The 18,417-nt window shown below is 48.9% G+C and carries 15 protein-coding genes; 9 read left to right on the forward strand and 6 right to left on the reverse strand.

Features of this window, described 5'->3' with window-relative positions:
* Positions 1-22: 22 nt before the first annotated feature.
* The 4 genes from BT105_RS05770 to BT105_RS05785 are packed head-to-tail and all read right to left on the reverse strand — an operon-like array spanning position 23 to position 5,030.
* Positions 23-2,401, reverse strand: coding sequence for an ABC transporter permease (locus BT105_RS05770; RefSeq protein WP_081367812.1), 2,379 nt, complete (start codon positions 2,399-2,401; stop codon positions 23-25).
* Positions 2,373-3,134, reverse strand: coding sequence for an ABC transporter ATP-binding protein (locus BT105_RS05775; RefSeq protein WP_072299852.1), 762 nt, complete (start codon positions 3,132-3,134; stop codon positions 2,373-2,375). The genes BT105_RS05770 and BT105_RS05775 overlap by 29 nt, the downstream gene beginning before the upstream one ends.
* A 49-nt stretch (positions 3,135-3,183) precedes the next feature.
* Positions 3,184-4,347, reverse strand: coding sequence for a HAMP domain-containing sensor histidine kinase (locus BT105_RS05780; RefSeq protein ID WP_072299853.1), 1,164 nt, complete (start codon positions 4,345-4,347; stop codon positions 3,184-3,186).
* Positions 4,344-5,030, reverse strand: coding sequence for a response regulator transcription factor (locus tag BT105_RS05785; RefSeq protein ID WP_072299854.1), 687 nt, complete (start codon positions 5,028-5,030; stop codon positions 4,344-4,346). The genes BT105_RS05780 and BT105_RS05785 overlap by 4 nt, the downstream gene beginning before the upstream one ends.
* Positions 5,031-5,292: 262 nt before the next feature.
* Between BT105_RS05785 and BT105_RS05790 the strand changes: the two genes are divergently transcribed.
* The 9 genes from BT105_RS05790 (at position 5,293) to BT105_RS05830 (ending at position 15,897) form a co-directional block, all read left to right on the forward strand.
* Positions 5,293-6,375: a GntR family transcriptional regulator gene (locus BT105_RS05790; protein ID WP_072299855.1), complete on the forward strand. Its 1,083-nt coding sequence runs from the start codon at positions 5,293-5,295 to the stop codon at positions 6,373-6,375.
* A 35-nt stretch (positions 6,376-6,410) separates the two neighbouring features.
* Entirely contained in the window at positions 6,411-7,103 is a 693-nt protein-coding gene (locus BT105_RS05795) for a helix-turn-helix transcriptional regulator (protein ID WP_072299856.1), read from the forward strand.
* Positions 7,104-7,255: 152 nt separating this feature from the next.
* Positions 7,256-8,299: an ABC transporter substrate-binding protein gene (locus tag BT105_RS05800; protein ID WP_072299857.1), complete on the forward strand. Its 1,044-nt coding sequence runs from the start codon at positions 7,256-7,258 to the stop codon at positions 8,297-8,299.
* A gap of 157 nt (positions 8,300-8,456) precedes the next feature.
* The gene (locus tag BT105_RS05805; RefSeq protein WP_028514148.1) at positions 8,457-9,971 is read left to right on the forward strand and encodes a sugar ABC transporter ATP-binding protein; all 1,515 of its coding nucleotides are present in this window, start codon (positions 8,457-8,459) and stop codon (positions 9,969-9,971) included.
* Positions 9,968-11,065, forward strand: coding sequence for an ABC transporter permease (locus BT105_RS05810; RefSeq protein WP_072299858.1), 1,098 nt, complete (start codon positions 9,968-9,970; stop codon positions 11,063-11,065). Before BT105_RS05805 ends, BT105_RS05810 begins: the two co-directional genes overlap by 4 nt.
* Before the next feature lie 29 nt (positions 11,066-11,094).
* On the forward strand, positions 11,095-12,186 hold the full coding sequence (locus BT105_RS05815) for an ABC transporter permease (protein WP_072299859.1): 1,092 nt from the start codon (positions 11,095-11,097) through the stop codon (positions 12,184-12,186).
* Positions 12,183-13,772: a xylulokinase gene (locus tag BT105_RS05820; protein ID WP_028514150.1), complete on the forward strand. Its 1,590-nt coding sequence runs from the start codon at positions 12,183-12,185 to the stop codon at positions 13,770-13,772. The genes BT105_RS05815 and BT105_RS05820 overlap by 4 nt, the downstream gene beginning before the upstream one ends.
* Positions 13,773-13,787: 15 nt before the next feature.
* Complete coding sequence (gene araA, locus BT105_RS05825) at positions 13,788-15,221, forward strand: L-arabinose isomerase (RefSeq protein ID WP_072299860.1); 1,434 nt, start codon at positions 13,788-13,790, stop codon at positions 15,219-15,221.
* Positions 15,211-15,897 (forward strand): L-ribulose-5-phosphate 4-epimerase, encoded by a 687-nt coding sequence (locus BT105_RS05830; protein WP_072299861.1) that lies wholly within the window; start codon positions 15,211-15,213, stop codon positions 15,895-15,897. The genes araA and BT105_RS05830 overlap by 11 nt, the downstream gene beginning before the upstream one ends.
* 184 nt (positions 15,898-16,081) lie before the next feature.
* Here the strand turns inward: BT105_RS05830 and BT105_RS05835 are convergent, their stop codons facing one another.
* Both BT105_RS05835 and BT105_RS05840 read right to left on the reverse strand, forming a co-directional pair.
* Positions 16,082-16,852: a type III pantothenate kinase gene (locus tag BT105_RS05835; RefSeq protein ID WP_072299862.1), complete on the reverse strand. Its 771-nt coding sequence runs from the start codon at positions 16,850-16,852 to the stop codon at positions 16,082-16,084.
* A gap of 18 nt (positions 16,853-16,870) precedes the next feature.
* Positions 16,871-18,388: a sialate O-acetylesterase gene (locus BT105_RS05840; protein WP_072299863.1), complete on the reverse strand. Its 1,518-nt coding sequence runs from the start codon at positions 18,386-18,388 to the stop codon at positions 16,871-16,873.
* Between the last annotated feature and the right edge of the window lie 29 nt (positions 18,389-18,417).

Here is an 18,417-nt window from a genome sequence, read left to right on the forward strand (position 1 = left end):
TGGCTCCTGTACGGCTGTTGCTTTATTCGGTTACAAGCTGGCGTATGCCGACTTTTTTTATCTTACGCGACGCAAGAAGTGCGAACAGGAAGAAGCAAACGCATATCGCTGCCGCGGGGACCGCCACTCCTGCAAAGGTAAAGCTTGAATAGAAATTCGTGATACCGATACCTCTGAGCATTACCGACAGCAGCTTGTTTATAAACAGCCTGCCTAGGAGCGTTCCAAGTATTGCTCCTATTATGGATACGATAAGGAATCTCACCGCGAACTGTATCCTCAGCTTGCCTGTGGTGAAGCCCTGAGACTTGAATATGCCGATGTCTGTTTTCTCCTGAGTGAAAGCCTTTGAGCTGACCATGATAACTACAATCAGCGCAAAGAACAGCGAAAATGAGTAGATAACAGCCTTCATAGCGAATATCGCCGAGTCGTAAATGTCCATTGCTTCGTCGTCATCGGCTATGGTGACCTCTATATCATCGCCGTATTTCTTTTCAAGGGCTTCTATTACCGCATTTGACCTTTCGGCGTCCTTCAGCTCTAAAGCTCCGCCGCCTGTCTCCTGCTTGACACCCAGCTTTTCGCCTGCTTTTCCGTTTATCGCGGTAGCCATGCCGGTATCGCTGAGAGACGGATAGAAGCCGCAGATGATGAATTCTTCGTGTTTGTCGTATCTCGCTGCGTCCACCTTGTCGCCGAGCTTCAGACCGAGCTCATCGGCAGCTATTTCGGTAATGAGCATCTCGTTGTCATATATGGGAGCTCTGCCCTTTGTCACGTATATATCCTCGGGGTAAAGGGTGATATTGCAGTGTATCTCCTCGCCGTTAATGGATATATAACGGCCGCCGTGGAAGTATCTTGTCTTTATGTCGTTCTTGACCGTGTCAAGTATGCCGTCGAGCTCCTCCTTGCTTTTTGCTTTGTCGAAGTTTATGAACAGGTCACAGTAGTCTATGCCCATCATTTTTGCGGCTTTTTTGGAGTTTGTGGCGCTGCTGAGAGCGTTTACCATGAGCATGAAGAACACCAGTATAGCTGCTATCACTATAGAGGCGAGGTATCTTCTCTTGGCTGAGGTGAACTGTCTCAGTGCAATAGTCGATGACAGGAACTTCGCACTTATGGGAGCCTTTAATCTGCTGTCGAAGTATATCTCTCTGCGTCCGCCCGAGATAGCGCGGATAGGAGATATTTTGCAAACCTTATGTGTGATGAAGATTATGAATACTGCGCTTGCTGCGAATATACACAGCAGGTAAAGCAGAGTTTGTCCCAGAGCAAGGTGAGTTTCGGTTATGTAGCCCGATATGGGATCAAATACGCTGGCAATGACGCTGATAAGGGGGATCGCGGCAAAGATACCGATGATACTGCCGACGAGCTCAGCTAACAGGTATTGCAGCAGTATGGAAAGTCTTATCCTGCCGCTGCCGAAGCCCTGCGACTTTAGTATGCCGAGGTTCGTGTAGTCCAGCTCGATGCCTGTGGATATGCTGTGCCCCGCAACTATCAGCACAACTATGGCAAGTATAAGAATGAACACCAGAAGTATCCCCAGTACATTATCAGAATAGATATTTGTATAGTGTATGGACATATCCTTTGTGAGAGAGCCCCATGAGTTGGAGATGATATCCGTGTCAAGATTAACCTGTCTGCGGAATTTTCCGTCGGAGAGTCCGCAGCCGTCGGCTTTGCAGAGTTTTACCATATAGCCGTTGTTTCTTTTGTCATCATCGCTTGCCGCTAAGTTTGCGGCGTATATGCTGTCATAGTCCTCCTGTGAGATGAACTGCCATTTCCAGCCGATATTTGAAGCGCCGAAGGTAGGCTCAACGACGAAGCCCTTTACGGTGAAGTCGTAGTCGCCGCTGTTTGAGTGAGCTGTCACCTTATCGCCGATATCGCATTTGAGTACGGTTTTTGAGCCGTAGCTCAGGTAGATCTCGCCCTTTGAGAGCTGAGGGATATTGTCCTCATAGCCCGTACAATTTCTGTTTACCAGCTTTAAGCCGTCGGGCAGGACCGAGAAAAAGCAGGAATTATGATTGCTGCTTTTATCGGCTGTCATTCCGTTGGACATAACAGCCACAGGTGTAGCCTCATAGTGGTCAATGATAGTTTCATTGTCCAGCTTCTGCTTCATTTCGTCATTGAAAGCGATATCACGTATCATAGCGGTGACATCTCCGCTTTTGGCGTCGGAATGAGCTGCATTGAATGAAGTTATACAGCTTTTGCTGACGCTGAGTATAAGTGTCAGCGCCATTGAGATGATGAACGTGAGAATGGCAATGCTTATAAATGTGCCTTTTCTGCGGCGGATATTCGCTTTCAGCAGAGTGAGTATATCCATAGCTCTCACCTCACCATTCCAGAGAAGCCAGCCATGCATTCACCTGAGCTTCGCGGCTTTTTTCCTCTGCGGAGTCATAGCGTGCAAGATTCAGCTCGCCCATAACGCTTCCGTCGGAGAGATAAAGCAGACGTGTAGCTCTTACGGCTGCGCGGACATCGTGAGTTACCATGAGTATGCTCTGACCGTTTATGTTAAGGTCTGTGAGCAGGTCAAGAACCTCGGTGGTATTTCTGCGGTTGAGAGCGCCTGTAGGCTCGTCGGCAAAGAGGAGCTTAGGCTCGTTGATAACGGCTCTTGCAATGGCGCAGCGCTGCTGCTCGCCGCCCGATACCTGTGAGGGGAGATTTGTCTTTACATGGTCTATGTTCATGCGTTTGAGGAGCCCCTCCGCTTTTTCCCTTACCTCTGCGGCGGAGCGCTTCTTGTTGAGATAGCCCGAAACAGAGACGTTTTCAATGAGAGTGAGATTGCTTACAAGGTGCATCTGCTGAAAGATGAATCCGAAATCGGAATGTCTCAGCCCTGCAAGCTCCCTTTCGCTCATTTTTACGATGTCTTTTCCGCCGTACATCACAGAGCCTGCGGTAGCCCTGTCCATTCCGCTGAGAGCGTAGAGCATGGTGGATTTTCCCGAGCCCGAAGCTCCCATTATAACGGTGAAGTCGCCCTCATAGATATCGAGGTCTACTCCCGACAGGATATGCACCTGTCCGCCGTTGTGGGCGAAGCTTTTTGAAAGACCTTTTGCGGTCATGATAGATTTTTTCATATTAGCAGTTTCCTTTCGCTTTGTTGTCATTATTATACAGCGAAAGTTATTAAGAAGTACTTAAGACATTTTCAGTGCCGCACAACGGCAGGGAGACCGTGACCTCAAGACCTCCCTCGGGCAGATTTCTGAGGCTTACATCGCCGCCCTGAGCTTCGGTAAGATACTTGACTATGTACAGACCGAGTCCCGAGCCCTGCTGTGTACCTGCGTTTTTGCCGCGGTAGAACTTCTCAAAGATAAAGGGCATATCCCTGTCGGGGATACCGCTGCCGGAGTCGGTAAAGCGCATGACAACACTGTTTTCCTGCTTATCCATGGAAACGGTGATATCGGTCTGAGCGTATTTGCGGGCGTTGTTGATGAGGTTCTCGGTTATCTGCATTATCCTGTTTTTATCGGCGTTTACCTCGGCGGTGAAGCTGCCCCGTATGAAGTGTACGTCGTCATGCTCTGCGGCTATTTCTTTAACAGCGCTTTCCATGAACTCTGTGAGCTCGAACCTCTCGGGCTGTATCTTCAGCTTGTCAAGGTCGGAAAGAGAGTGCAGGAACAGGTCGTTTGTCAGCTTTGAGACCTCGTCGCACTTGCGCATGATAACGGACAGATATTTCCTGCGTTTCTCGGGGGTACTGTCCAGATTTGCGTCAAGTCCCTCTGCATAGGCTCTTATGGAGGAAACTGGTGTCTTTATATCATGTGAAAGCGTAGCTATGACGGTCTTGTTGTTGTCGATAGCCTCGCGCTCGCAGGCTCGCGCCTTTGTTATCTCGCGGCGCATACTGTCGAAAGCCCATGTGAAGCTGCCGAAATAGTTTGAGCGCTCGTAGTCAAGGGGAATATCAAAGTTGCCCTGCGCTATCTTCTCGGCAAAGTTCTTCATCTTGTCGAAGGGGCGCAGTATTGAGAAGTACACATACCCGAATACAACTGCCGTGAAAGCACAGCCCATTATACATATAAGTAAAGCCTTTGAGCTGTCAGGAGCAGGCTGCTCAAAGCCGCGGAGAGTCTCCTTGAAGTCGGCGGCTTTTTCGGCAGCTTCTTCCGTTTTACCCGTTTTTATAAGCTGCTCTATCTCGTTTACATCGACTATGAGCTCGCCGTTTGAGTCGGGAACGTAATTTGTCCTGTCGTTGTGTATAAAAAGCGCCGAAGCGCCTATGATAAGCGCCATAAACAGTACTGTAATGCCGATTATCCTGCTTTTCATTTGTCTCCCTCCAGTATATAGCCCACCTTATAGACGGTCTTGATGTATCGCGGTGAAGCAGGCTCGTCCTCCAGCTTTTCGCGTAGCCAGCGTATATGTACAGTCAGTGTTGAGGGCTCTGTTTCGGAGAAAGCTCCCCATACCTCGGACAGCAGTGTCTCCTTTGGCACGGCTGTGCCCATGTGCTCGCAAAGGCAGGCGAGGAGGTCGAATTCCTTGAGTGACAGCGGTACGGGTTCGCCGTTTTTTGTAGCTGAACGGGCGGAGATATCCACCCTTACATTGCCGAATGATATAGTCGGCTTCTCGTCGGAATCGCCGTAGGCACGGCGCAGGAGCGCCTTGATACGGGAGAAGAGCTCTGCCATGGAGTAGGGCTTGGGGAGGTAGTCGTCGCCGCCTATGTCGAAGCCTGTTATCCTGTCAGATTCGCTTGTACGTGCGCTTGCGAAAATAACAGGCACGTCGGATACGCGGCGAAGCTCCCTGCATATCTCAAAGCCCGTGGAATCGGGGAGATTTATGTCAAGAAGCAGCAGGTCAAAGTTGTTTTCACGCAGCAGTGAAAAGGCTTCCTCTGCGCTTTCGGCGGCGGTCACATTGTAGCCGTAGCCCTCAAGCATATCTGAAATTACAAATGAAAGATCCTGATCGTCGTCTATAATAAGAATGTTGTTCTTCATATTTTGCTCCTTTGATAAGTGTGAATGTAAGCTACTAAAATCATACAACATTGCCCGTTTAATGTCAAGGGCGGCAAAGTTGTATTGTTGGTTGAAAGAAGTTGTATTCAAATTGTTGTCGGGTTGCACAAAGAGGGAAAGACTGTTTTGTTTGTACATACAAATTTGTGAACATTTTTCAAAAGTTGTATTTACAAATCTGAACTATTGTGTTATTATGAAGAAAAATCCGAATAATATCGGAATCCCATCGGAGGAATCTATGGAAGACTATAAATATATGACGATAGTGGAATGGTCCAAGAACTTCATAAGCTCCCATAAACTGAAGCCAAAGGACCGTTTCCTCACCGAAAAGGAACTCTGCGAGATACACGGCGTCAGCCGACAGACCGTCAGACAGGCGCTGATGTGCCTTGAAAATGAGAATGTCATCAGCCGCGTAAGGGGCAGCGGCGCCTTTGTGGCTTCGGGCTACGCACAGGGCGATACAGTCGGTCAGATAAGGAATATCGGCGTAATTTCCACATATTTTACTGATTACATTTTTCCACATATAGTAACGGGCATCGAGAGCGTGCTCAATGATTCGGGCTTTTCCATGCAGCTCGCCATTACTCATAATAAGGTAGCTGAGGAGCAGCAGGCTCTCCAGAGCATGATATCGGGCGGAGTTCACGGGCTTATCGTCGAGCCCTCCAAGAGTGCCCTGCCAAATCCCAATACAGCGCTGTATGAGGAACTCAGACGAAAGAATATCCCCGTTGTTTTCTTCAATGCGAAGTACCCATGGTCGGACTATCCCTGTGTTGCAATGGACGACGAAGCCGCAGGCAGGATAGCTACGGATTATCTCTTTTCTCAGGGACACAGGCGAGTGGCAGGAATATTCGCACTCGACGATATACAGGGACATAAGCGCTACAGCGGCTTCACCAAGAGCTGTATCGCTCACGGACACAGAAACGCAGAGGACAACGTACTATGGTTCGCTACCTCGGATAAAAACTCTGTTTTTACCTCGGGCAGCAACAGACTGCTGGAGCTTATCAGCGAATCTACGGCGTTTGTCTGCTACAATGACAATATAGCTATCAAGCTTCTTCAGTTCTGCAAGGAGCGCGATATAAGCGTACCCGACGACCTTTCAGTCGTGGGTATAGACGATTCAAAATACGCTTCCATATGCGACGTACCGCTGACCTCGGTGGCTCACCCTCAGCGCAGACTCGGCGAAGCGGCGGCGGAAAAGCTCATAGATATGATAAACTCCTATTCTTCGGACAACGGAGACATCATATTTACTCCCGAGCTAAAGCTCCGCGACTCTGTAAAAAGCATTTGATACAGGTTTTGCGACGATCATAGTGGGGTATTAAAATGAATAAAGAGTCGAAGATAATGCAGGACGTCAAACGTCTTGACATAAAGAAAACAGAAGAGCTGTTACAGAGCGGAAGTCTCGAAAACTGCGACGCTATGCTGGATTCTGTGCTCGGCGAGGTGGGGTTCGCAGAGATACAGTCTCTTATGCTGAGGCTTTACGTCTGTATGGACATCTATGTGGCAGCCCACGCCTTTGCTCAGAAAATAGGCATAAGCAGCGAGAAGTTCTTTGAGTGCTTCGGAACTGCCGACGAGATAGGCGCTGAGCTGATGACAAATGAGGATACAAAAAAATTCCTCCATGACCTTGTCCGCGGCTGTATCAAATGGCGCATAGAATCGGCAAAAGAAAGCGGCAGGAGCATAATCGCCAAGGCAAAGGACTACATCGACCAGAACTACATGAACGACGAGCTTTCGCTCCTTGTAGTTGCCGACGCTGTGGGGCTCAGTCCCTCTTACCTGAGCACACAGTTCAAAAAGGAGTATGGTCAGAACCTGTTCGAGTATCTTGCAGTAGCGCGTATTTCCCACGCAAGGGAGCTTCTGTGCTGTACATCCAAAATGGTCTATGAGGTAGCCTATGATGTAGGCTTCAGGGATTACCGCTATTTCAGCCAGATTTTCAAGAAATACACGGGACAGACGCCCAGACAATTCCAGAACAGCGCAAATATTTGTCCGTAATTTTGTATACTGGAAATAATATTCAAAAAATAATAAACATTTTGTGAAATAATTTCGGTAGCAATGTATGTACAAATTGATTATAATGTAAATACAAGTTAACGGAGTATACGTTAATGGGATAAGTAAATTTGGATGGAGGAATTTTAATTATGACTATCAAAAAGATCTTAGCAATGGCAGCAAGCACAGTTCTCTGCGGCGCAATGTTCGCAGGCTGCGGAGCTTCGGGCTCATCATCATCAAATAACGAGGCAAAGAAGCCTGAGGCATCTTCAAAGGCTGATACAGCTGACAACAACAGCAGTTCATCGGGCTCACTTATCAAGGTAGGTATCATCAACAACGATCCTAACGAGTCCGGCTATCGTACAGCAAACGTTAACGACCTCAAGGCTACATTCACAAAGGAAAACGGCTTTGATGCTTCATTCGCTTACAGCCTTAAGAATGAAGAGCAGATCAACTACGCTCAGAAGTTCATTCAGGACGAGGTTGACTATCTTCTCCTCTCTGCTGCTGATACAGCAGGCTGGGATTCAGTTCTCAAGGACGCTAAGGACGCAGGCGTAAGAGTTATCCTCTTTGACCGTACTATCGACGCTGACGAGAGCCTCTATGACGCTTCTATCGTTTCCGATATGGCTAAGGAAGGCGAGCAGGCTGTTGAGTGGCTCAAGAGTCAGGATCTCAAGACATATGATATCATACACCTTCAGGGCGTAATGGGCACAGCAGCTCAGAAGGGACGTTCAGGCGCTCTCGACGCTACAGCTAAGGAGCTTGGCTGGAACATCGTTACACAGCAGACAGCTGAGTGGAATGCTGAAAAGGCACAGCAGATCGTTCAGTCAGCTATCGACGCTAACAAGAAGTTCAATGTTATCTATGCAGAGAACGACGATATGGCAAAGGGTGCAGTTGCTGCTCTCGACAGAGCTAACATCTCACACGGCGTTGACAAGGATGTAGTCGTTATAGGCTTCGACTGCAACAAGTGGGCGCTTGAGGAGCTCAAGAAGGGCAACTGGAACTACGACGGACAGTGCAATCCTTTCCAGTCATCTTACATCAAGGACATCATCGACAAGCTCGAAAAGGGTGAGACTCTCTCTCAGAAGACTATCATCATGGACGAAAAGGGCTTTGACGCAAAGACAATCACCGACGCTGACGTTGAGCAGTACGGTATCTGATAGTTAGTATACAGGACACTAAACTATAAAGATTAAATAAGTGCGGTGACGCATTCGTGAATGATCTGTGTCACCGCATAAATTTTAAGAAAATATTGGGATTTCCAACGGAAAACAGGGAGATCCCCTACATATAACTCACTTAGGAGGAAAAGCAATGCAGGAAAGATCATTGCTGGAAATGCGTGGGATATATAAATCCTTTCCCGGAGTTAAGGCGCTCAGGAATGTTGATTTTACGCTTTGTGAAGGAGAGATACACGCGCTCATGGGCGAAAACGGCGCGGGCAAATCTACTCTTATCAAGGTCCTCACAGGTGTGCATATCAAGGACGAGGGAAATATATACATAAAAGGACATTCAGGTCCCGTACAGATACATTCCCCTCAGGAGGCACAGAATTTAGGCATCAGTACGGTTTATCAGGAGATATCCCTTTGCCCCAACCTCTCAGTGGCAGAGAATATCTTCCTCGGCAGAGGCAAAAGTGCATTGGTCAACTGGCGTACCATGAACAAAAAGGCAGGAGAGCTACTCGATTCTCTCGGCATAGCTGTAAAGCCCACACAGCAGCTTGCAAGCTGCTCTATCGCTGTACAGCAGATGGTAGCTATAGCAAGAGCCGTTGACATGGACTGCAGCGTGCTCATTCTCGATGAGCCTACCTCTTCACTGGACGAATCAGAGGTAGCAAAGCTCTTTGACCTTATGCGTCAGCTCAAATCACGAGGAGTCGGTATAATCTTCGTTACCCACTTCCTCGATCAGGTATACGAGGTCTGCGATAAGATAACCGTTCTCCGTGACGGACAGCTTGTGGGAGAGTATGAGATCGAAAATCTCCCCAGAGTTCAGCTGGTATCGAAAATGCTCGGCAAGGAGCTTGACGATATGGCTGATATCAAGAACGATATCCCCGTATTCAACGACAAAAACAAAGAATACGTTTATGAAGCCTCACAGCTTTGCAGCTCTGAAGGCATCAAGCCCTTCAATTTCTATATCCGCAAGGGCGAGGTAAACGGTTTCACAGGACTTCTCGGCTCAGGACGAAGCGAGTGCGTAAGAGCTATTTTCGGCGCCGATAAGGTAACAGGCGGAATCGTAAGAGTAGAAGGCAAGGAAGTCAAGATAAACAAGCCGATGGACGCAATGAAGAACGGTATTGCTTATCTTCCTGAAGACAGAAAGCGCGACGGAATCGTCGGCGACCTTTCCGTAAAGGACAATATCATCCTTGCATTACAGGTAAAGAAGGGCTTTTTCAAGCCGTTCTCAAAGGCAGAGGCTAATAAGTTCGCAGAGGAGTACATCAAGCTCCTCGATATCAAGACAGCCTCTGTAAATACGCCCATAAAGTCACTTTCGGGCGGAAACCAGCAGAAGGTAATTCTTGGACGCTGGCTCCTTACTCACCCGAAATATCTCATTCTCGACGAGCCCACCCGCGGTATCGATGTAGGTACAAAGGTGGACATCCAGAAGCTGGTTCTCAAGCTTGCTTCCGAGGGTATGAGCATTACCTTCATATCATCGGAAACAGACGAGATGCTCCGTACCTGTTCAAGACTTCTTGTTATGCGTGACAGAAAGCTTGTAGGAGAGCTTAAGGGCGATGAGCTCACGCAGAATAACATCATGAACACTATAGCAGGAGGTGAGCGGGAATGAAAGTACAGACTCAGACTGCACAGAAAAGCTCGTTTCTTGCAAGCATAGTCAGAAGACAGATATTCATACCGATAGCTGCGCTGCTCATTCTTGCAATATTCAACTTTATCGTGGATCCGTCCTTCTTTAAGGTAACGCTGGGACACAACAGCGAGGGTGATCCTATCCTTTCGGGAAATATCATATCTATCATCGACTACGGCTCAGAGCTTGCTATCCTTGCTATCGGAATGACGCTGGTAACAGCGGCTTCACGAGGACAGGATATCAGCGTGGGAGCTGCCATAGCTATCAGCGGAAGCGTGGTCCTCAGAGTTCTCTGCGGAACAAACTCCCGCCCCGATACATTGCAGGCTCCTATAATAGTTGCATTCCTTATCAGCTGTCTCGTTGCAATGGCGTTCGGCGCCTTTAACGGAACCCTCGTTTCCGTATTCAAGATACAGCCAATGGTAGCAACTCTCATACTCTTCACAGCGGGACGTTCTATCGCCGCTTGGATAAACAACAATGAGCTGCCTGTTGTTAGTGACAGGACATTCACATATTTCGGGGGATATATACCAGGCATACCGATACCGACGCCGTTTTTCATTGCCATAGCCTGCTTCATTCTGACATGGCTGGCACTGAAGTTCACCAACCTCGGGTTGTATGTTCAGTCCGTCGGTATCAACGAAAAGACTTCGCGTCTGAATGGTCTTAATCCTGCGCTCATCAAGTTCGTTACATACGTTATACTTGGTCTGTGCGTAGCTATCGCAGGATTCATCAAGGTCAGCCGACTGTCCACCATCAACTACTCGGTAGTTGCAAAGGACATCGAAATGGACGCTATTTTAGCAGTCGCTCTCGGAGGCAACTCCCTCAGCGGCGGTAAATTCAACATATCTGCTTCCATTCTCGGAGCATATGTTATCCAGTTCCTTACCACAACGCTTTACAAGTTTCAGGTACAATCGGATGCTCTGCCTGCATACAAGGCTGTAGTAGTTATCGCTCTGGTAGTACTGAGCGCACCGATAGTAAGAGAAAAACTTGCAGCTCTCTTCAAGAAGCTGCGTTCTCCTGCAAAAGCAGAGAGTAAAAGCTGAAGACCAAAGCGTGGAATGGAGGAATAAATATGCCGAAAACAGATATGGCTGTCGGCAAACCGCGCCGACATCTGTTAAAGGGTATCTCTGATACCAATTTACTGATGTCCATAACCATAGTAGTGTTCATACTTATGTATGTATTCGCTATCTTCGGTCTTGGACAGGGATTTCTCAAGGCACAGACATTTTTCAATATGCTGAATGCAAATGCCGCGCTTATCATACTTGCCTGCGGAATGACACTGGTCATGATAACAGGCGGAATTGATATCTCTCTTGGCGGTATGGCTGCACTGGTAAGTATGTGCTCAGCCGTATTTCTTGATATGCACAGCGGCAGCGTGTTCGGCGCGATAATGATATCACTTGGTATCGGTCTGGCATTCGGACTGGTACAGGGCTTCCTTGTAGCCTACCTTGACATACAGCCCTTTATCGTAACGCTGGCGGGTATGTTCTTTGCAAGAGGTATGACCACCATTGTAAACACAAACCCCTTCAACGTTCAGAACGAGGCTTTCGTAAAGCTCAAGGAAACAAGAATAATAATCCCCGGAATGGGCTCTATCAACAAAAGAGGCGATTATATCGACGCTTACATAGAGATCGGCGTTGTTATCGCACTTATCTGTGTTGCCGCACTCTTCGTTTTCCTCAAATGGACCAAGACAGGACGCAGCTTCTATGCAGTAGGCGGCAATAAGCAGAGCGCACTTATGCTTGGAGTAAACGTAAAGAGAACTACATTCCTTGCATACCTTATGTGCGGAATCTTAGGCGGAATTGGCGGATTTGTTTATTTTATGCACGTCGGTTCGGGTTCAGCTTCTCACGCAACAGGCGCTGAGATGAACGCCATAGCTTCGTCTATCATCGGCGGAACTATGCTGACGGGCGGCGTCGGAAATATCATCGGAACATTTTTCGGCGTACTTTCACTTGCTCTTATTCAGAATATCGTATCATCGGTAGGACTTGACCAGGCATGGTGGACAGGAATCACAAACGCTTCTATGCTTTGCATATTCCTTATCGTTCAGAGTATCATCATCGCCCGCCGCAAGAAGGCTAATCTTGCAGCAACAAAGCCTACAGCAGCAAAAGGAGTTAAGACATGAGCAGTGCAGATGAAATAAAGAACGGCAAAGCGGTCATCGGTATCGAATTCGGCTCGACACGTATCAAAGCGGTCCTCATAGGAGAGGACCACTCACCGCTGGCATCGGGCGTTCACGACTGGCAGAACGAAATGCTTGACGGAGTATGGACATATTCTCTTGATAACGTCAGAAAAGGACTTCAGGAATGCTTTGCCGACCTTATGAAAAATGTTGAGGAAGCATACGGGATAAAGCTGGAGACAGCCGCTGCAATAGGCATATCGGCTATGATGCACGGCTATCTGGCATTTGACGAAAAGGATAAGCAGCTTGTACCTTTCAGGACATGGCGCAATACCATGACCGAGGAGGCTGCCGACAAGCTTACAGAGGAGTTCAGCTTCAATATACCCCAGCGCTGGAGCATAGCTCATCTCTATCAGGCAATGCTCAATAAGGAGCCTCATGTAGGCGATATCGCATTTATGACTACCCTTGCAGGATATGTTCACTATATCCTCACAGGTGAAAAGGTCATCGGCGCAGGCGACGCTTCGGGAATCTTCCCAATAGACTCAAAGACCTGCGATTACAACAGCGCAATGATGTCGAAGTTCGACAAGCTTGCAGAGGGCACTGCTCTCAACAGGAAGCTTGCTGATATACTTCCCCGTATAGTCCCCGCAGGCGAGTGCGCAGGCAGACTTACGGCTGAGGGAGCAAAGCTCCTTGATCCTACGGGAACATTCGGCGGCGATATTCCTTTCTGTCCCCCTGAGGGCGACGCACAGACAGGTATGGCTGCCACAAACAGCATAACTCCAAGGACAGGAAACGTATCCGCAGGTACGTCCATATTCTCCATGATAGTTCTGGAGAAGGACCTCTCGGCGGTACACCGCGAAATAGATATCGTTACAACTCCCTGCGGCGATCCCGTGGCTATGGTACACTGCAACAGCTGTACCTCAGACCTTGACGCATGGTTCGGTATCTTCGGCGGATTCCTCAAGGAGATAGGCGTGGATATGCCAAAGGGACAGCTCTACGACAAGCTCTACAGCCTTGCAGCAGAGGGCGCTCCCGACTGCAATGGCGTAATATCCTACAATTACTATGCAGGCGAGCCCGTTACAGGCGTGAAAAACGGACTTCCTCTGCTTATGCGCAGCCCTGATACTGCATTCAATATCAGAGACTTTATGCGCAGTCTTGTATATTCATGCGTTGCCGCATTAAAGGCAGGCAATGATATACTCACCGAACAGGAGCACGTAAGCCTTGAAAGGATATATGCTCACGGCGGTTTCTTCAAGACGCCTGTACCTACGCAGAAATTCCTTGCAGCTGCACTGGGAGCAGATGTTACTCTCATGCAGACAGCAGGCGAGGGCGGCGCGTGGGGAATAGCGCTTCTTGCTTCATATATGGCTAACAGGAGCAGCGGCGAAAAGCTGACCGACTATCTCAGCGGCAGAGTATTTGCGGATATGAAGGGCAGCACGGTTTCTCCCGACAAGGAGGACGTTGACGGTCTCAATGCTTATATGAAGAAATACCTCTCGGGACTTTCAGCTGTAAGAGCGGCAGCCTCCGAGGATTGAAAGGATTGATAAAGGATGAAATTTTGGTTTATTACAGGCTCCCAGTTCTTATACGGCGAGGAGACTCTCAGACAGGTAGACGAGGATTCAAAGAAGATAGTTGCAGGACTGAAGCTGCCTTTCCCTGTTGAGTACAAGAGTACGGTAAAGACAGAAAGAGAGATCGAGCGTATCATCAAGGAAGCCAACTATGATGACGAGTGCGCAGGAATCATCACTTTCTGCCATACATTCTCGCCCTCTAAGATGTGGATAAACGGACTTGCACTTCTCCAGAAGCCATGGCTCCATTTCCACACACAGTTCAATGAGACTATCCCAAATGAAGCTATAGATATGGACTACATGAACCTTCACCAGTCCGCTCACGGCGACAGAGAGCACGGCTTTATCGGAGCAAGACTCCGTATGCCGAGAGCTGTCGTTGCAGGTCACTGGCAGGATCCCGAGGTACAGGCTAAGATAGCAGAGTGGCAGCGTGCCGCTGTAGGCGTTATGTTCAGCAAGAGCCTGAAGATAGTTCGTTTCGGCGACAATATGCGCGAGGTAGCTGTTACCGAGGGCGACAAGGTAGAGGCACAGCTGAAGCTCGGCTGGCAGGTAAATACCTTCGCAGTAGGCGACCTTGTTGAGATAATGAACGCTGTTACAGACGCAGAGATAGACGTTCTCATGAAGGAGTACGCTGAGCTCTACGACTACAAGAAGGAAGACGAAGAGACTATCAGATATCAGGCTCGTGAGGAGATAGCTATCGAGAAGATACTTGTCCGCGAGGGCGCAAAGGCATTCTCCAATACCTTTGAGGACCTTCACGGCATGAAGCAGCTCCCGGGACTTGCTACACAGCACCTTATGCACAAGGGCTACGGCTTCGGCGCAGAGGGTGACTGGAAAACAGCAGGCATGACAGCTATTGTCAAGGCAATGTATCCCGACGGAAATACCTCATTCATGGAGGACTATACATACGATTACAAGCAGCAGCTCATTCTGGGCTCACATATGCTGGAGGTTTGCCCCTCTATCGCAGCTGACAAGCCTCGCATAGAGGTTCACAAGCTGGGTATCGGCGGCAAGGAGCCCCCTGCAAGAATAGTATTCGAGGGCAAGGCAGGCTCTGCAAAGGCTCTCTCCCTTATCGATATCGGCGGAAGATTAAGACTTATCTCACAGGACGTTGAGTGCGTAAAGCCATTCCAGTCCATGCCGAATCTCCCTGTTGCAAGAACTATGTGGAGACCTGCGCCTTCATTCCTTGAAGGTCTCGAATGCTGGATAGTTGCAGGCGGAGCTCATCATACAGTGCTCTCCTATGACATATCAGACGAGGCTGTAAGAAGCTTTGCCCGTATCATGGGCATAGAGCTTGTTGTTATCAACAAGGATACAACAGTGAACGGTCTTGAGCGCGATATCATGATCGGAGATGTTATCTATGGACGTTAAGGAGCTGAAAGAACGTGTCCTGAAAGCAAACCTGCTTCTCCCGAAGTACGGGCTTGTTACCTTTACATGGGGCAACGTCAGCGAATACGACCGCGAATCGGGACTTATTGCCATTAAGCCAAGCGGCGTCGAGTACGACACCATGACGGCTGACGATATAGTTGTCCTGACGCTTGACGGCAAAAAGGTAGAGGGTAAGCTCTCTCCGTCAAGTGATACACCTACACATCTTGAAATTTACAGGAACTTCGACGGAATATGCGGAGTAGTCCACACACACAGCCGCTACGCAACATCATTTGCGCAGGCTTGCATGGGCATACCGCCCCTCGGTACGACTCATGGCGACTACTTCTACGGCGAGATACCCTGTACACGCGAGATGACAGACGCAGAGGTAAACGGTGAATACGAGCTTGAAACAGGCAAGGTCATCGTTGAGTGCTGCAAGAACTATGAAAATATCCCTGCGGCTCTTGTTGCCAATCACGGTCCATTCGTGTGGGGCAAGGACTGCATGGAGGCTGTGCACAATTCAGTGGTGCTGGAGGAGCTTTCCGCCATGGCGTGGATAACAAAGACTCTCCGCAGCGACACTCCGAATATGCCTCAGCGATTGCTTGATAAGCATTTTTTCCGTAAACATGGTGATAATGCCTATTACGGACAAAAATAAACTAAAGACCTCACTTTATAAAAAAAGGATTTTTCTCTCCAATTACCGAAAAAAGCTCTGTTTTGTAATGAAACAGAGCTTTTCTCGTTGTAGTATGTATAAAAGGCTGCCTTACCAAAGAACGGGATTCCAAAGGAACACAGTCCCTTTGGAATTCCGTTCATGGAAAAGCAAGATTTCTCGTTTATTTCTTATTCTTCTTGTAAATAATAGCAAGTCCCTTGATAAGGAGATTATTGTCAAGGATAATTTCGCGCTTGCAAAGCGGTACTACCAGCTCGGAGAGACCTCCTGTAGCAACGGCTGTGCATTTTTCGCCAAGCTCCTCCTCGATACGGTCAATGATACCGTCAAGTGCGCTTGCGTTTGAATAGAGGATACCGCTCTTTAAGCAGTCGATAGTGTTTGTGCCGATAACGTGTGCAGGCACCTCAAAATTCACCTTGGGGAGCTGTGCTGTACGAGCTGTAAGAGCGTCAGCCGCTACCTTCATGCCTGTGAGGATAAGTCCGCCGCGGTAATTCTTCTTGCTGTCAACGACTGAAAGAGTTGTAGCAGTTCCCATGTCGATGATTATCATGGGCACAGGGTACTGATTTATAGCCGCAACAGCGTCTACTGCCTGATCGCTTCCCAGCTGTGCAGGGTTGTCGATGAGGATATTGAGTCCTGTCTTTACTCCCGGACCTGCTATCATTACGTCAACGTCAAAGAGCTTGCGTATCGCTTCTTTTACAGTGTTTGTAACCGAGGGAACGACAGATGACATGATAGCGTCATGGATATCCGAGAGGTCGAAGCGGTTCATTTCAAGGATAGTCCTGATAAGTACAGCGTACTCGGCAGCAGTTGCATTGTGGTTGGTGCTTATGCGCTCAAAGAGCACTACCTCGTCATTGTCGTCAACACAGCCGAAAACGATATTGGTATTTCCGATGTCTACTGCTAAAAGCATATTATATCTCCTTTGAAATTAGTATTTGTCCGTGCGGAAAGGCGGCAGGGGCAGGTCGTTTATGCCGAAAAGTCCCACATCTGCGTAATTTGTCCACTTGTATCGTGCGGCGGCAGGCATTTTCACCTTGTCGCTGCGAAGCTCGATATAGGGCAGTCTTACCGTTGCCTTTGCAGGGTAATAAACGCCGTCCTCGCCTGCTATCTCAAAGCCGTCGAGACAGTGCTCGTCCTTGCCTCCCAGTCCCATTTCGCAGTTGGTCAGGTGTATCAGCATGGCGTTTCCGATGACCTCAAAGTTATCGTACATAGGCGGCAGGGAATCGCGGCGTGTGATGACCTCGTAGACCTCGCTCATAGCTTGAAGATAGAGCCTGTGAGCTACCTGAGACTTGTCTGTGGGGTGGATATTGTTCAGCTCTCCGCAGTCAAGACAGACTGCAAGACCTGTATTTTTTACGCTCTTGAAAACGTTCTCCTGAGCCTCGCGTATCAGCGCCCAGCTCTTGGTGTCGGGATCGTCTATATATCTGAACATGGGCAGCTGCACTATCATAAAGGGCAGTTCCTTGTCTTTCCAGAGGTCGCGCCAGTTCTCGATAAGGAGCTTCAGCAGAACCTCATAGGTGTTTGGGCGGTGGTCGTCGGATTCGCCCTGATACCACAGCACTCCTGCAAGAGTATAGGGAGCGATACGCTTCACCATAGTCTCATGGAGACCGCAGGGACGCATGGGGTTCTTTATGCTGTGAGGTCCGGGGTAGCGGTTCTCGCCGCAGTTTTTCAGCACCTCGTCCCACTTTGCTCCGGGATTCTCGGCGCAGAATTTTATCATGCGCTGCTCCCAAGCCCACTGATAGGTGCTGTATTCGTCGTACTCGGCTATCATTTCCTCGTCGGACTTGCCCTTGATAGCTTCGTCGTATTCGTCAAGGTAGGGGCTCAGGCGCTTGTCGCAGCTGAGATAGTCGCGGCTTATCCACGCAGAAGCAGAGGAGCCGCCCCAGTTGCAGCCGATAATGCCTACGGTAACGCCCAGCCTTCGGCTCAGCTCCCTTGCGAAGTAGTAGCCTACAGCCGACCATGCTTTTGCGTTATCGGGAGAGGGCGTGCGCCAGCAGCTCTCTTTTTCAGCTTGTTCAAGCTCATCACCGAGTATTGAGCATTTGGGGGTATAATAGAATCTGACGTTCTCGCTGTAGCAGCTCGCCAGCGCCGCAGCGCCCTTGCGCTCGTGCTGGAGCTCGAACTCCATGTTGGATTGTCCGCCTGCCAGCCAGACCTCGCCTATGGCAACGTTGTGGAATACCTTTTTCACAGCGCCGCAGGATATTTCCAGAGTACATGAGCTGTACTCCTTTCGCGGCGGCAGAACAGCTTCCCATCTGCCGTCCTTGACAACGGCACGGGCAAAGCTTTCAAGCTCGGGTATGCGGACGGTTATTATCTTTTCGTTTTTGCTGCAAGTGCCGAAAACTCGGATATTCCTGTTTCTTTGCAGCACCATGTTATCGCTGAAAACAGCAGCAGCCTTCATGGTGATTCACCTCAGTTCATTGAAAGTCG

Source organism: Ruminococcus flavefaciens (assembly GCF_900119075.1).
Classification (GTDB): domain Bacteria; phylum Bacillota; class Clostridia; order Oscillospirales; family Ruminococcaceae; genus Ruminococcus; species Ruminococcus flavefaciens_Q.